At 71.4% G+C, this 13904-nt stretch carries 13 protein-coding genes; 11 read left to right on the forward strand and 2 right to left on the reverse strand.

Features of this window, described 5'->3' with window-relative positions; translation table 11 throughout:
- Positions 1-296 precede the first annotated feature (296 nt).
- From ACFYPJ_RS30055 to ACFYPJ_RS30080, 6 genes are all read left to right on the forward strand, one after another.
- Positions 297-674 carry an STAS domain-containing protein gene (locus ACFYPJ_RS30055; RefSeq protein ID WP_389023842.1) on the forward strand — a complete coding sequence of 126 codons (378 nt, stop codon included), beginning with the start codon at positions 297-299 and terminating at the stop codon, positions 672-674.
- A 210-nt stretch (positions 675-884) separates the two neighbouring features.
- Positions 885-1421, forward strand: a complete 537-nt coding sequence (locus ACFYPJ_RS30060; protein ID WP_389023845.1) for an ATP-binding protein — start codon at positions 885-887, stop codon at positions 1419-1421.
- Positions 1422-1583: 162 nt separating this feature from the next.
- A complete protein-coding gene (locus ACFYPJ_RS30065; RefSeq protein ID WP_389023847.1) occupies positions 1584-2321 on the forward strand; it encodes an LPXTG cell wall anchor domain-containing protein in 738 nt (245 codons plus the stop codon).
- Between the two features lie 291 nt (positions 2322-2612).
- Positions 2613-3455, forward strand: a complete 843-nt coding sequence (locus ACFYPJ_RS30070; RefSeq protein WP_389024024.1) for a hypothetical protein — start codon at positions 2613-2615, stop codon at positions 3453-3455.
- Entirely contained in the window at positions 3452-4537 is a 1086-nt protein-coding gene (locus ACFYPJ_RS30075; protein WP_389023850.1) for a hypothetical protein, read from the forward strand. The genes ACFYPJ_RS30070 and ACFYPJ_RS30075 overlap by 4 nt, the downstream gene beginning before the upstream one ends.
- Positions 4534-5844, forward strand: coding sequence for a hypothetical protein (locus ACFYPJ_RS30080; RefSeq protein ID WP_389023853.1), 1311 nt, complete (start codon positions 4534-4536; stop codon positions 5842-5844). The genes ACFYPJ_RS30075 and ACFYPJ_RS30080 overlap by 4 nt, the downstream gene beginning before the upstream one ends.
- A gap of 278 nt (positions 5845-6122) precedes the next feature.
- Here ACFYPJ_RS30080 and ACFYPJ_RS30085 read toward each other — a convergent pair whose 3' ends face one another.
- Positions 6123-7619: a peptide MFS transporter gene (locus ACFYPJ_RS30085; protein ID WP_389023856.1), complete on the reverse strand. Its 1497-nt coding sequence runs from the start codon at positions 7617-7619 to the stop codon at positions 6123-6125.
- 541 nt (positions 7620-8160) lie between these two features.
- On the opposite strand from ACFYPJ_RS30085, the gene ACFYPJ_RS30090 reads away from it, so the two are divergent.
- Entirely contained in the window at positions 8161-8838 is a 678-nt protein-coding gene (locus ACFYPJ_RS30090) for a response regulator transcription factor (RefSeq protein ID WP_018566970.1), read from the forward strand.
- 31 nt (positions 8839-8869) lie between these two features.
- Entirely contained in the window at positions 8870-10144 is a 1275-nt protein-coding gene (locus ACFYPJ_RS30095) for an ATP-binding protein (RefSeq protein ID WP_389023859.1), read from the forward strand.
- 150 nt (positions 10145-10294) lie between these two features.
- Here ACFYPJ_RS30095 and ACFYPJ_RS30100 read toward each other — a convergent pair whose 3' ends face one another.
- Complete coding sequence (locus ACFYPJ_RS30100) at positions 10295-10792, reverse strand: GtrA family protein (protein ID WP_389023862.1); 498 nt, start codon at positions 10790-10792, stop codon at positions 10295-10297.
- Between the two features lie 175 nt (positions 10793-10967).
- Between ACFYPJ_RS30100 and ACFYPJ_RS30105 the strand changes: the two genes are divergently transcribed.
- From ACFYPJ_RS30105 to ACFYPJ_RS30115, 3 genes are read left to right on the forward strand one after another with little or no spacing between them, the layout of a single operon-like run.
- Positions 10968-12107, forward strand: a complete 1140-nt coding sequence (locus ACFYPJ_RS30105; RefSeq protein ID WP_389023865.1) for a 5-(carboxyamino)imidazole ribonucleotide synthase — start codon at positions 10968-10970, stop codon at positions 12105-12107.
- A complete protein-coding gene (gene purE, locus ACFYPJ_RS30110; RefSeq protein WP_389023868.1) occupies positions 12104-12625 on the forward strand; it encodes a 5-(carboxyamino)imidazole ribonucleotide mutase in 522 nt (173 codons plus the stop codon). The genes ACFYPJ_RS30105 and purE overlap by 4 nt, the downstream gene beginning before the upstream one ends.
- A gap of 19 nt (positions 12626-12644) precedes the next feature.
- On the forward strand, positions 12645-13823 hold the full coding sequence (locus ACFYPJ_RS30115; RefSeq protein WP_389024027.1) for a dipeptidase: 1179 nt from the start codon (positions 12645-12647) through the stop codon (positions 13821-13823).
- Positions 13824-13904: the final 81 nt, after the last annotated feature.

The raw sequence follows: 13904 nt of genomic DNA on the forward strand, positions 1-13904 counted from the left end.
CTCCATCGTTCTCGGCATTGGGCTGCCGAAGCCGTGCGTGCACTGCGGTGTGCGGCGCCTCCAAAGCCGGCCGTGTCGGTTTGTGTGTCCTCTTAGCCCTACCCGCTTCACCGAGCCCCTGGCAAGTGTCATTTGTTGTCATATGTCCGATTGTGTGCGGTTGTTGGGGTGTCGGAGCGCGTACGGAAGGCGTAGTGTTCGAAGTCTCCGTACGAGCCCCGGAAGCACGTGGCAGAGCGTGAGCGGGCATCGACGGAGCGTTCATTCGGCGGCCACGACCTCGGGAGACAGACGGCATGGACCACGGGACGGTCGGCAGCGCACAGTCGGGCCGGCTGCTGGTGGAGGTGCGGGAAGAGGGCTCCAGCGCGGTGGTGGCCGTGTCGGGTGAGTTGGATCACCACACCGCCGATCTGCTGCGCGAACCGCTCGACGATCTCCATGACAAAGGGTTCTCACGACTCGTCGTGGACTGCTCGCGGCTGGAGTTCTGCGACTCCACGGGACTCAACGTGCTGCTCGGCGCCCGCCTGAAGGCGGAGGCCGCCGGGGGCGGGGTGCATCTCGCGGCCATGCAGCCGGTTGTCGCCAGGGTGTTCGAGATCACCGGGGCGGAGGCGGTCTTCACCCTCCATGACTCCGTCGCGGCGGCTCTGGCCGACGAGACCGGCTGAGTCCTGCCGCGGAGATTCCGGACCGTGCCGGATCGAGGGGTGTTCCACTCGGCCGGCCGGGCAGGAGACATGCTGGACCGGTCGGCCCGGGGGGTATACGGAACCGACGAACCGCCTGGGTGCGACCTTGTAACGACAGGTGCGTCGACAGGTGCCGACCGCTACTGACTGCTCAAACATGAACTGGTGAATCGGTGAGGTGAAGCGCTGATGAGCACCACCCGGCCTTACCTGCCGGGCGACCGCGGCCCGGAGCCCAGCGGTGCTTCCGGGGCGTCCGAGGGGGGAGCGCCGGGCGACGGCGCGTCCACGGGGGCAGCGGCCGTACCGTCGGAAGGTCCACAGACCCGCCGACTGCGTCTGGACGGGGAGAGCGGCGTCGTGCCGCTCGCCCGCGATTTCACCCGTCAGGCGCTGTATGCGTGGGGCTGGCTGCCCGCCTCCTCCGCCGACCAGCGGGCCGCCGCCGAGGACGTGCTGCTCGTCGTCTCGGAACTGGTCACCAACGCCTGCCTGCACGCGGAGGGTCCTGAGGAGCTGTTCCTCGCCAGCGACAGCAAGGTGATCCGCATCGAGGTCTCCGACCGCGGGGCCGGCCAGCCGGCCCCCCGCACCCCGCACCGCGCGGGGCGCCCCGGCGGTCACGGCATGTTCATCGTGCAGCGGCTCTGCCTGGACTGGGGGGTCGTACGGAGCCCGGGTGTGTCCGGCAAGAGGGTCTGGGCCGAACTGGGCGCACCGGCCTGACGGGGAGCCGGCCTTCCGGCGGCCCGGGCCGAGCCCTCACCCGAGCCGCCACCCGTGCGCGCCGGATCGTCACAACTCCGGGGCGCACCGTCTCTTCCCTCCTCATGCCCCCGGGCGTACCTTGACGGCCAATCTGATGTGCCGTCAGGAATGGGGTGGACCGTGTCGTACCCGAAACGAACCGCCGCGCTCGCGTCTGCCGCGGCGTTGGCCGGGTCGGTGGTGCTGCTGGCCGCGCCCGCGGCGCGAGCGGATGTCGTCGATGTCAACTACCAGTGCAAGACGCCCATCGGCGACAAGAGCGCGGTGTCGCCCATCGACATCAAGGGCGTCAAGAGCGGCGGCGGCTACAAGATCACCATGTCGTGGCAGAAGGGCGTCTCCTCCAGCCCGGTCGAACTGGGCAAGGGTGCCATGAGTCCGAGCGCCACCGTCAAGCTCGGCGGTGCCGACAGCGGCACGATGGCGGTGTCCGGCCCGGCCAACGCAGAGGCGATCCCGGCCAACACTCCGATCAAGATCAGTGATCTGAGCGGCACCTACACGCCGAAGAAGTCGGGCAAGGTCACCTTCACCGCGGGCATCCTCACCATCAAGGCGCTCGGTACGACGACGACCTGCACGCCGAGCAACACCCCGAAGCCCTCGCTGACCCTCGACGTCACGGCGGCCGGCGGGTCCTCGGGCGGTTCGTCCGGGGGTTCCTCTTCGGGTTCTTCGGGCTCGTCGGGTTCGTCGGGTTCGTCGGGTTCTTCCCAGGGCGGCGACGCCGGGCAACTCCCGCAGACCGGCCCCGAGGACTCCGCGATCGCCCTCGGCACCCTCGGCGGCACGGTCCTGCTCGCCGGTCTGGGCGGCGTCCTGTGGGTGACGCGGCGGAATCAGACCGTACGTCGCTGAACCCCCGGGCCCGACCCGCTGGAGCCGCCGATGCCGACCGCCGCCCGTGTCCCGCGCTCGTCCGTGACCGTTCGCGCCCGGATCCTGTCCGTAGTTATGCGTGTGCGGAGCCGGTCCGTGCTTGATCGTGTCCGCTGCCTGTCCGTACTTGCCCGTGTGCGGAGCTGGTCCGCGTTCGCGCCTGCCTACTGCCGGTCCGTGTGCGCTCCTGCCGACTGCCGGTCGGTGCCCGCTCCTGCCCGCCGTAGGTCCGTGCCAGCCCGTGCGTTGTGGCTGGGCCTGCTCGTCCCGTTGTCCCTGTTCACCGCCGCTGCGGGCGCAGGGGCGGCGGCCGGGACCCCGTCCCCGGCGGCCACGGGGTCCGGGGGCTGGGCCCTCGCGCCGGCGGGCGGCGGACGGCCGTCGTTCTACGCCGAGGGCACGCCGGGGACGGTCCAGCAGGACACCGTGTCCGTGACCAACCGGAGCGCCGGACCGGTCACGCTGCGGCTGCACGGCACCGGCGTCCGCGTCACCTTCGCCGGGACCGCCCTGCGGGTCCCGGCCCGCACCCGGGCCGACGTCCCCTTCACGGTGGCCGTGCCGGCCGGGGCCGCGCCCGGTGACAGCTCCGGCACGATCGTCGCCGAGGACGCCGGCGGCCGGACCGAGACCGTACCGATCCGGCTGCGCGTGGGCGGCCCCGTGCTGTCCGCCCTGACCGTGGAGAAGCCGGCCGTGCACGCGGGCCGCATCACGTACGAGCTGGTCAACCGCGGTACGACCGTCCTCGTACCGCGTCTGGCGGTGCGCGCGGACGGTGTCTTCGGCCGGGTCCTGGACCGTGCCCCGCGCACCCTGGCCGTCCACCTCGCCCCGGGGCAGCGCCTGCGGCTGAGCGAGCCGTGGCCGGACCCGCCCGCGCTGGACGCGGTCGACGTGCGGCTGACCGTGACGGCGTCGGGCGGGGCGCACGCCACCGCGGACACGTCGGTGCGGTTCGTGCCCTGGGGCGCGCTGGGCGCCGGGGCGTTCCTGGTGGCGGTCGCGGCGGTCGCGCTCGCGGTACGCCGTCGCCGACGTCGTCGCCGAAGGCTGGGCGCACCGGACGAAGTCCCTGCTACAGAGGTCGAGTTGACGGGAGTCATGACGTGAGCGGCAGGCTGCGGATTCCGGTGCTGGCGGCGGTGTTCGCGCTGCTCCTGCTGCCGCTCGCGGGCCCGGCGTCGGCGGCGCAGCAACCCGCCGTCGAACTGTCCGAGTCCCAGGCGGGCACCGGCGGCTCGATCACCGTCAGCGGCAGCGGCTGGCGGCCGGACACCCTGCTGATGCTGCTGATCTGCGGGCGGGCCACACCCGCGCGGGGCGTGATCGGCGGCACCAACTCCTGCGCCAACGGCGACGGCCGGGCGGTCACCACGGATGCCAAGGGCGGCTTCAGCAAGGAACTGCCGGTCGCCGAACCGCCGGTGCCCTGCCCGTGCGTGGTGCACGTGGCCACCGTGACCGGCGCGAAGGCCGACGCGGACGCGGAGTTCCAGGTCGCCGGGCACGCCGTCGAGCCGCTGCCCGCCGAGTCCGCCGCGGGACGTCTCGCCGTTCTCACCGACACCCGGCTCGACGGGTCGAGCGGCGTGCTCACCTGGTTCGGTGCGCCCCCCTCCCGCACGCTGGTCTTCACCGTGGGCAACCTAGGGACGACGACCGTGCAGAACCCGGTGTTCCAAGTCGGCACCGCGCACGGCGTCTTCGCCCCGCAGTGGGACGAGCAGCAGTGGCGCGGCACCCTCGGACCCGGCAAGAAGGCGCAGGTCAAGCTGCCCGTCGAACTCACGGCCGGGGCACATGGCGACTACGCCGTCTCCCTGAAGTACGGCGGCAAGGTGCTCGCCGAGCAGCCCTGGGGAGTGGGCCGGCCCTGGGGCGTGACGCTGTTCTGGATCCTGCTCTGCCTGGTCGTACCGGTCGGTGTGTTCCGTATCGGGCTGGCCGTGGTGGACCGGGTACGGCCGCGCAGGCCGGGCGGCGTACGCCGGCGCGGGCTGTCCCGGCCCGCGTTCCGCCTGCCGCGGCCCGTCCTGCGGCCCGCCGAAGACCCCGCACCGGCCCCGACCCCGACTCCGACCTTGCCGTGGTTCACCCCGGACTCCGTTCCGGACCCGGCCGGCCGGCTCTCCGCACCGCACGACGACAGCCCCACGAGTCCTACGACTCCCACTCCGAAGGGACCCACGTGAGCATGCGAAGGAGAGTCACACCGGTCGTACCGGTCGGCGGACGCAGAGCGGGCGCGGCGGTGGCCGCGCTGGTCCTCGGCGGGGCAGGTGTCCTGCTGGGGGTGGCCTCGACGCCCGCGATGGCCGCCCAGGTGTCGTTCGCCACCCACTGCGTACCGCCCGCCGGCATCGACCCGGTGGACGGCACGACCCAGATCGAGATCACCGCGCCGGCCACGGCGAAGGTCGGCGACACGATCGACGTCGGCTGGAAGTTCGTACAGGCCGCCTCGAAGAACCCCGACATCATCGACCTGCCCGCCAACTCGGTGCAGCCGTCCGGCACCCTCAAGGCGGCCGGTGCGCAGAGCGCGGACATCGCGATGCAGGGGCCGCGAGAGAACCCGGCGATTCCCAAGGGCGGCGCCATGGTGCTGTCCGACATGAAGGGATCGCTGAAGCTGACGGCGCCGGGCGAGGTGACGCTGACGCCCGACGCGTACACGGTCAACGCGATGTCGACGGACACCAAGTGCACCCCGTCCCAGACCGTGCAGAAGGCGGCGACGATCCAGGTCACGGCGGGTGGCGGCGGTACGCCGACGACGTCACCCACACCGTCGGACACGGACTCGCCGCCGGCGCCGCCCAGCGGCACGGCCACTCCGTCCGACTCGGCGAGCGACGGCACCGGTGGCGGCCAGACCGACTTCACCGGCAAGGAAATCCAGGTGCCCTACGCCTGCAAGACGCCGATCGGGGACAAGAACGCGACCTCGCCGGTGCAGATCAACGCCAAGAAGAACGGCGGGAGCTACGACCTGACCGTGCAGTTCAAGAAGTCGGTCATGGACAGCCCCGCCGACATCCCGAAGGACTCGGTCAAGCCGTCGATGGAGGTGGCCCTGGGCGGTTCCGACAAGGGAACCGTGCATGTGGAGGGACCGATGAACTCCGCCGCGATCAAGTCCGGTGAGCCGATCGCGATCCCCGATCTGAAGGGCACCTACAAGCCGGGCGCGAGCGGCACCGCCACGCTGTCGCCGGGCGTCCTGACGGTCAAGGCCCTGGGTACGACGACGACCTGCACACCCACCAAGACGGCGGTCTCGCTCACCCTCGACACCACCGCGCAGCCGGGCGGCGCCGCGGGCGGCTCGTCGTCCTCGGGCGGTTCGGCGGCCGGCGGCAGCGGCACCAGCGGGGGCCTCGCGGCGACGGGCTCCGGGGACCACGGCGCCGTCAAGGCGCTGGGCCTGGTGGCGGGCACGGCGATCCTGCTGGGCGCGGCGGTCTTCACCTTCATGCCCCGCCGCAGGACCCGGTGAGCGCGCGGAGCACCAGCTGAACGGAAGGCCCGGCTGAACGGGCCTGAACGAAGGGCCCTGAACGGAGGGCCACCGGAACGCCCGGAGGGCTGCCGCACCACAGCGTGCGACGGCCCTCCGGTGCGAGGGCGCGAGGACGCTAGGGCGTGATGCCGATGTGCCCCTGTACACGCCGCCCGGTACCCGTCAGTGCACGTCACCCGTCACCCGCCACCCGTCAGCGAACCTCGCCCATCACCCGGCGGAGACAGTCGTCGCCCGTCACCGCACGCCGCCCGTCAGTTCACGTCGCCCATCAGCCGCCGTACCTTGCCGCGGTACGTCCACACCGCCGTACCGGCGACCACGGCGAGGACCGCCTCCGCGACCACGATGTCCATCCGGTCGAGGTTGACGCCCGCCACGCCGAGCAGCCCGGTCGTGGCGTCACCGGCGGTGACGGCCAGGAACCAGACGCCCATCATCTGGGAGGCGTACTTCGCGGGCGCCATCTTCGTGGTGACCGACAGACCGACCGGAGAGAGCAGCAGCTCACCGATGGTCTGCACGAAGTAGATCGCCACCAGCCACAGCGCGGCCGCCTTGTGGCCGTTCCCGGCGATGGCCAGCGGGGCGAGGAAGACGAAGAAGGACGCGCCGACCAGGATCAGGCCCAGGCCGAACTTGGCCGCCGTGCTCGGTTCCCTGCCGCGCCTGGCCAGCGCGGTCCACAGGACCGCGAAGACCGGCGCCAGCGCCATGATCATGACCGGGTTGACCGACTGGTACCAGGAGACCGGGAAACTCCAGCCGAAGACGCTGTTCTCGGCCCTGTGGTAGGCGAAGATCGACAGCGTCGAACCGCCCTGGTCGTAGATCATCCAGAACAGCGCCGCGGCGACGAAGAACCAGATGTAGGCGGACATCCGGGACTGCTCGGCGCCGTCCAGGTCCCGGTCCCGTTTGATCCGGGCGAGCACCACCACCGGGATGACCAGGCCGGCGGCGATGATCGGGACCATCACCCAGTTCAGGGTGAAGGCGCCGGAGAACCCGGCGACGGCGTAGAAGACCACCGCGACGGCCGCCCACAGGCCCGCCTTGCGCAGCGTGGCGGCCTTCTCCGCGGCCGACAGCGGCGTCGGCACCACGCTGGAGCGCGGGCTCAGCCGGTGGCCGCCGATCAGGAACTGGGCCAGGCCCAGCGCCATGCCGACCGCGGCGAGCGCGAAGCCCAGGTGCCAGTTCACCTTCTGCCCGATGGTGCCGATGACCAGCGGGGCGGCGAAGGCACCCAGGTTGATGCCGATGTAGAAGATCGTGAAGCCGCCGTCCCGGCGCGGGTCGTCCGGGCGGTCGTAGAGGTGGCCGACCATCGTCGAGATGTTGGCCTTCAGCAGACCGGAGCCGATCGCGACCAGCCCGAGCCCCGTGTAGAAGGTGCCCGCGCTCGGCAGTGCCAGGGTGAGATGGCCGAGCATGATGACCACACCGGCCACGGCGACCGTTCTGCGCGGGCCGAGGACGCGGTCCGCGACCCAGCCGCCGGGCAGGGCGAGCAGGTACACCAGGGACAGGTACACCGAGTAGATCGCGGTCGCGGTGGCCGCGTCGAGGTGCAGCCCGGCCGGGGCCACCAGGTAGAGCGGGAGCAGGGCCCGCATGCCGTAGTAGGAGAAGCGCTCCCACGTCTCGGTCATGAAGAGGGTGGCCAGTCCGCGGGGGTGGCCGAAGAAGGTCTTCCCGGTGCCGGGCGTGTCCGGTTGCACCGGGTCCTTCGTCAGGCTGGACGCCATGGTCGTTCCTCGCTGGTCGGGACGCGCCGTACGGCGTCGCGCGCCCGGTGGGGGGTGCGGCCGGCCCCGGCGGCGGGGCCGCCCGCCCCCATGCCACGGGGTATCCGGACCCATGCCACTGCCACGGGGTATCCGGCCCCATGCCACGGAGGACCTGACCCCGAGCCACGGGGGACCTGTCCCCATGAGCACGGGGTGCCTGTCCCCCCGCTCACGGGGCGTCCGCCCCGGACCGCGGGGCGGCGGACCGCGACCATCGGGATCCACGTCCCGCGACAAAAGAGACGTTCAGCGTTGAATACGCGCCAAAGGTCGCCATTACCGACAGGAGTGCTCAAGTGACAATACGGCATGACGATGCCGTATATGGGATGATTTGCGAATTGGATCAGAAGTGTCGGCGGAACCAGGCGCCCTGTTTCGAAGACCCCGCCCCCGAAGGGGCCTTGCGCCCACTGGTTCGCGCCGCTGTGACCCAAGGTAAGAATTCCGGGTGGCGATCACACCCCGGCACGACGGCCGGGCGGACTACCATCACCCCATGACCCGTGTACTGCTCGCCGAGGACGACGCGTCCATCTCGGAGCCGCTGGCCCGTGCCCTGCGCCGGGAAGGTTACGAGGTCGAGGTGCGCGAGGACGGACCCACCGCGCTCGACGCCGGAATGCAGGGCGGCGTCGACCTGGTGGTGCTGGACCTGGGCCTGCCCGGCATGGACGGCCTGGAGGTCGCCCGCCGGCTGCGCGCCGAAGGCCACACCGTTCCCATCCTCATCCTGACCGCGCGCGCCGACGAGGTGGACACCGTCGTCGGCCTGGACGCGGGCGCCGACGACTACGTCACCAAGCCCTTCCGGCTCGCCGAACTGCTCGCCCGCGTCCGTGCCCTGCTGCGCCGCGGCGCAGCCGAACCGCAGCAGCCCCCGGCCACCCACGGCGTGCGGATCGACGTCGAGTCGCACCGCGCCTGGATGGGCGACGAGGAACTCCAGCTCACCGCCAAGGAGTTCGACCTGCTGCGGGTCCTGGTCCGGGACGCCGGCCGGGTCGTCACCCGCGACCAGTTGATGCGCGAGGTCTGGGACACGACCTGGTGGTCGTCGACCAAGACGCTCGACATGCACATCTCCTGGCTGCGCAAGAAGCTCGGTGACGACGCGGCGAACCCCCGGTACATCGCGACCGTCCGCGGAGTCGGTTTCCGTTTCGAGAAGAGTTGAGCCCCGCCGAGGGTGCTCCGGGTAAGAGGACATGCGCCGCCGACTGATCCAGTCCACGCTCGCCGTGGTGCTCGTCGTGATCGCCGTGTTCGGCCTGTCCCTCGTCATCGTCGAGACCCGGACGATCAGCGACAGCGCGCAGGAGCGGGTGGACTCCGAGGCGCTGCGGCTGGCCAGCATCGTGGACAGCCGCATCCTCGGCGCGGAGGACGTCACCGGCGACATACTGCGCAACCAGGTCGGCAAGGAGCAGTACGCGATCATCCGCCTGCCCGACCGGGCGCCGATCATGGTGGGCAGCAAGCCTGAGGGCGACGTGATCCAGTCCAGCGCCGACGGCGAGGAGGGCGAGCGGGTCACGGTTCAGGAGCCGCGTTCGGCGGTGACCCGGGAAGTCGGCCGGACGCTGCTGATCATCGGCGCGGTGGCGCTGCTCGCGGTGGTCGCCGCGGTACTGCTCGCGGTGCGCCAGGCGAACCGCCTCGCCTCCCCGCTGACCGATCTCGCGGAGACCGCGGAACGGCTCGGCTCCGGTGACCCGCGCCCCCGGCACAAGCGGTACGGGGTGCCCGAGCTGGACCGGGTCGCCGATGTGCTGGACTCCTCGGCCGAGCGCATCGCCCGGATGCTCACCGCCGAACGGCGGCTCGCCGCCGACGCCTCCCACCAACTGCGCACGCCCCTGACCGCGCTGTCGATGCGCCTGGAGGAGATCACTCTCACCGATGACCCGGACACGGTGAAGGAGGAGGCGAACGTGGCGCTGGCGCAGGTCGAGCGGCTGACGGACGTGGTGGAGCGGCTGCTGACGAACGCCCGCGACCCGCGCACCGGCTCCGCGGTCAGCTTCGACCTCGACGAGGTCATCCAGCAGCAGCTCGCCGAATGGCGCCCCGCCTACCGCAGCGCGGGCCGGGCGATCGTCAGCTCCGGCAAACGGCATCTGCGGGCGGTGGGCACACCGGGCGCGGTGGCCCAGGTGCTGGCGGCGCTGATCGAGAACTCGCTGATGCACGGCGGCGGCACGGTCGCGCTGCGCACCCGCGTAACCGGCAACCAGGCCGTGGTCGAGGTCACCGACGAGGGCCCCGGGGTCCCGGCCGACCTCGGCGCCCGGATCTTCGAGCGGGCGATCAGCGGGCGGAACTCGACGGGCATCGGCCTGGCCGTGGCCCGGGACCTCGCGGAGGCGGACGGCGGCCGGCTGGAGCTGCTCCAGTCCCAGCCGCCGGTGTTCGGCCTGTTCCTGTCCCGCACGCCGCTGCTGAAGAAGCCGGACGGGGCGGACGAGCCCACTGTCCGGTGACGCTTCGCTCCGCTGAGCGGGAAGCGCTGAGCGAGGCGCGCTGAGCGGGAACTGCTGGGCGAGGCGTGCGCGGCGTGGCGCGTGCCGGACGAGGCGTGCTGGGTGGAACCCGCGGGGCCGGACGGATCCGGGCTCAGGGCGGATCCTGACTCAGGAGATCCGTTGCCGCTGGGAATCGGGTTCCGTCGCGAGGTAGGACTCCGCGCCGGTGACCGCTTCCCGGGCGGGCAGCGCCCGGAACACCCAGGTGCGGTACGACCAGAAGCGGAACAGGGTCGCGACGCCGATGCCGAGGAACTTGAAGACGTTGCTCTGCAACGGGGTGTCCCAGCCGAACCCGTACGTCGCCGCGTACAGGACGCCGTTCTCGATCACCAGGCCGACCACGCTGAACAGCAGGAACAGGGTGAGTTCCCGGGTACGGCCGCCCTTGTCGCGGTCCCGGTACGCGAAGTAGCGGAAGCCGATGTAGTTGAAGACGATCGCGACGACGGTGGCGACGATGCTGGCGCGGACGACCGGAAGGTCGGTGACGTGCCGTACCAGATTGAACACGCCGAGATTGACGAGAAGTCCGGCACCGCCCACGGCGCCGAACTTGGCGACCTCGTGCACAAGCCTTCGCAGCCCCGAGGAACCGGGTTCCATGGTCGTGCAGGCTCCTGTCCGTAGGTTTCCGTCAACCCAGCCATGCTAACCAGCGCCTCCCTCCATCGCCTCCGTATCGGCCCATGGGTCGGCAAGAGATGGGGAAAAAGCGGGTGAGAGGCGGGCGAAGAGGAGCGGAATCCGGCCGCCGTGGCGCGGCGGATACCCTAGGGATGTGACATTCCCGGTAGTCGGCATGGTCGGCGGGGGCCAGCTCGCTCGTATGACGCACGAAGCAGGCATCCCGCTCGGCATCAGGTTCAAGCTTCTCAGTGACACCCCCCAGGACTCCGCGGCGCAGGTCGTGAGCGATGTCGTCATCGGCGACTACCGCGACCTGGACACGCTGCGTGCGTTCGCGCGGGGCTGTGACGTGATCACCTTTGATCACGAGCACGTCCCCACCGAGCATCTGCGCGTCCTGGAGGCGGAGGGCATCCCGGTCCGCCCCGGCCCGGACGCGCTGGTGCACGCCCAGGACAAGGGGGTGATGCGGGCCAGGCTCGACGCCATCGGCATCCCCTGCCCGCGGCACCGGATCGTGGCCGACCAGGAGGACGTGGTCCGCTTCGCCGCCGAGGGGAACGGCTTCCCGGTCGTCCTGAAGACCGTGCGCGGCGGCTACGACGGCAAGGGCGTGTGGGTCGTGGAGACCGCCGAGGAGGCCACCGACCCGTTCCGGGCCGGCGTGCCGGTTCTCGCGGAGGAGAAGGTCGACTACGTCCGCGAGCTGGCCGCCAACGTCGTACGCTCCCCGCACGGCCAGGCCGTCGCCTACCCGGTGGTGGAGTCCCGGCAGGTCGACGGCGTCTGCGACACGGTGATCGCCCCGGCACCCGGTCTGGACGAGGTGCTCGCGGTGCGGGCCGAGGAGCTGGCCCTGCGCATAGCCAAGGAACTCGGCGTCGTCGGCCACCTCGCCGTCGAACTGTTCCAGACCCGCGACGGCCGCATCCTCGTCAACGAACTGGCGATGCGCCCGCACAACTCCGGTCACTGGAGCCAGGACGGCGCGATCACCTCGCAGTTCGCCAACCACGTCCGCGCGGTCCTCGACCTCCCGCTCGGCGACCCCCGCCCGCGCGCGAAGTGGACCGTCATGGTCAACGTGCTCGGCGGCGACTACCCCGACATGTACTCCGCGTACCTGCACTGCATGGCCCGCGACCCGCAGCTCAAGATCCACATGTACGGCAAGGACGTGAAGCCCGGCCGCAAGGTGGGCCACGTCAACACCTACGGCGACGACCTGGACGAGGTGCTGGAGCGCGCCCGTCACGCAGCCGGTTATCTGAGGGGCACGATCACCGAATGAGTCCTCTTGTCGGCATCGTCATGGGGTCGGACTCCGACTGGCCCGTCATGGAGGCAGCGGCCAAGGCCCTCGACGAGTTCGAGATCGACCACGAGGTCGACGTCGTCTCCGCGCACCGGATGCCCCGCGAGATGATCGCGTACGGCGAGCAGGCTGCGGAGCGCGGGCTGAAGGTGATCATCGCGGGTGCGGGCGGCGCCGCCCATCTGCCCGGCATGCTCGCCTCCGTGACCCCGCTGCCGGTCATCGGCGTCCCGGTCCCGCTGAAGTACCTCGACGGCATGGACAGCCTGCTGTCGATCGTGCAGATGCCGGCCGGTGTCCCGGTGGCGACCGTCTCCGTCGGCGGCGCCCGCAACGCCGGCCTCCTCGCGGCCCGCATCCTCGCCGCGCACGACGAGGAACTGCTGACCCGCATGCGGGACTTCCAGCGGGAGCTGAACGACCAGGCCACCGAGAAGGGCAAACGGCTGCGCGCCAAGGTGGACGGGGCGGGCGGCTTCGGCTTCGGCAAGTGAGGAAAGGGACGTGACAGGTATGACCTCGCTGGACGAAGCCAGGGCGCTGCTGCGTGACTTCCCCGTCGTCGACGGGCACAACGACCTGCCCTGGGCCCTGCGCGAGCAGGTCCGCTACGACCTCGGCGCCCGCGACATCGCCGGCCACCAGGACGCCCATCTGCACACCGACCTGCCGCGGCTGCGCGCGGGCGGGGTCGGCGCGCAGTACTGGTCGGTGTACGTCCGCTCGGACCTGCCCGACGCGGTCCCGGCGACCCTGGAACAGATCGACTGCGTACGGCAGCTGCTGGCCCGCTACCCGCAGGACCTGGCGCCCGCGCTGACCGCCGCCGACATGACGGCGGCGCGCGCGGAGGGCCGTATCGCCTCGCTCATGGGCGCGGAGGGCGGCCACTCCATCGCCTGCTCGCTGGGCACCCTGCGCGGCCTGTACGGGCTGGGCGTGCGCTACATGACGCTCACCCACAACGACAACGTGCCCTGGGCGGACTCGGCGACGGACGAGCCGCACGCGGGCGGCCTGACCGCCTTCGGCCGCGAGGTCGTACGGGAGATGAACCGCCTGGGCATGCTCGTCGACCTCTCCCATGTGGCGGCGACGACGATGCGGGACGCGCTGGCGGCGACGTCCGCGCCGGTGATCTTCTCGCACTCCTCGTCCCGCGCGGTCTGCGACCACCCGCGCAACATCCCGGACGACGTCCTCCGACTGCTGCCCGCGAACGGCGGCGTGGCGATGGTGACGTTCGTACCGAAGTTCGTCCTCCAGGCGGCGGTGGACTGGACGGCCGCGGCCGACGCGAACATGCGCGTCCACGGTTTCCACCACCTCGACACGACGGAGCAGGCGATGAAGGTCCACCGGGCCTTCGAAGAGGCGCATCCGCGTCCCGTCGCCACGGTGGCCACCGTCGCCGACCACCTGGACCACATGCGTGAGGTCGCCGGGATCGACCACCTCGGCATCGGCGGTGACTACGACGGCACGGCCTTCACCCCGGACGGGCTCGGCGACGTCTCCGGCTACCCGAACCTGATCGCCGAACTGCTGGACCGCGGCTGGTCCAAGACCGACTTGGCCAAGCTGACCTGGCAGAACGCGGTACGGGTGCTGGGCGCGGCGGAGGACGTGGCCCGCGAGCTCCAGGCGACGCGCGGCCCGTCCAACGCGACGATCGAGGCGCTGGACGGCTGATCGTCCGGACCGTCCGGTCCTCCAGGGGGTGTGCCTGCGGCGCGGTCCGGACGCACCGGCCGGCGCCGGAGTCGCGGCGCC

This window comes from Streptomyces sp. NPDC006012 (genome assembly GCF_042871185.1).
Taxonomy (GTDB): domain Bacteria; phylum Actinomycetota; class Actinomycetes; order Streptomycetales; family Streptomycetaceae; genus Streptomyces.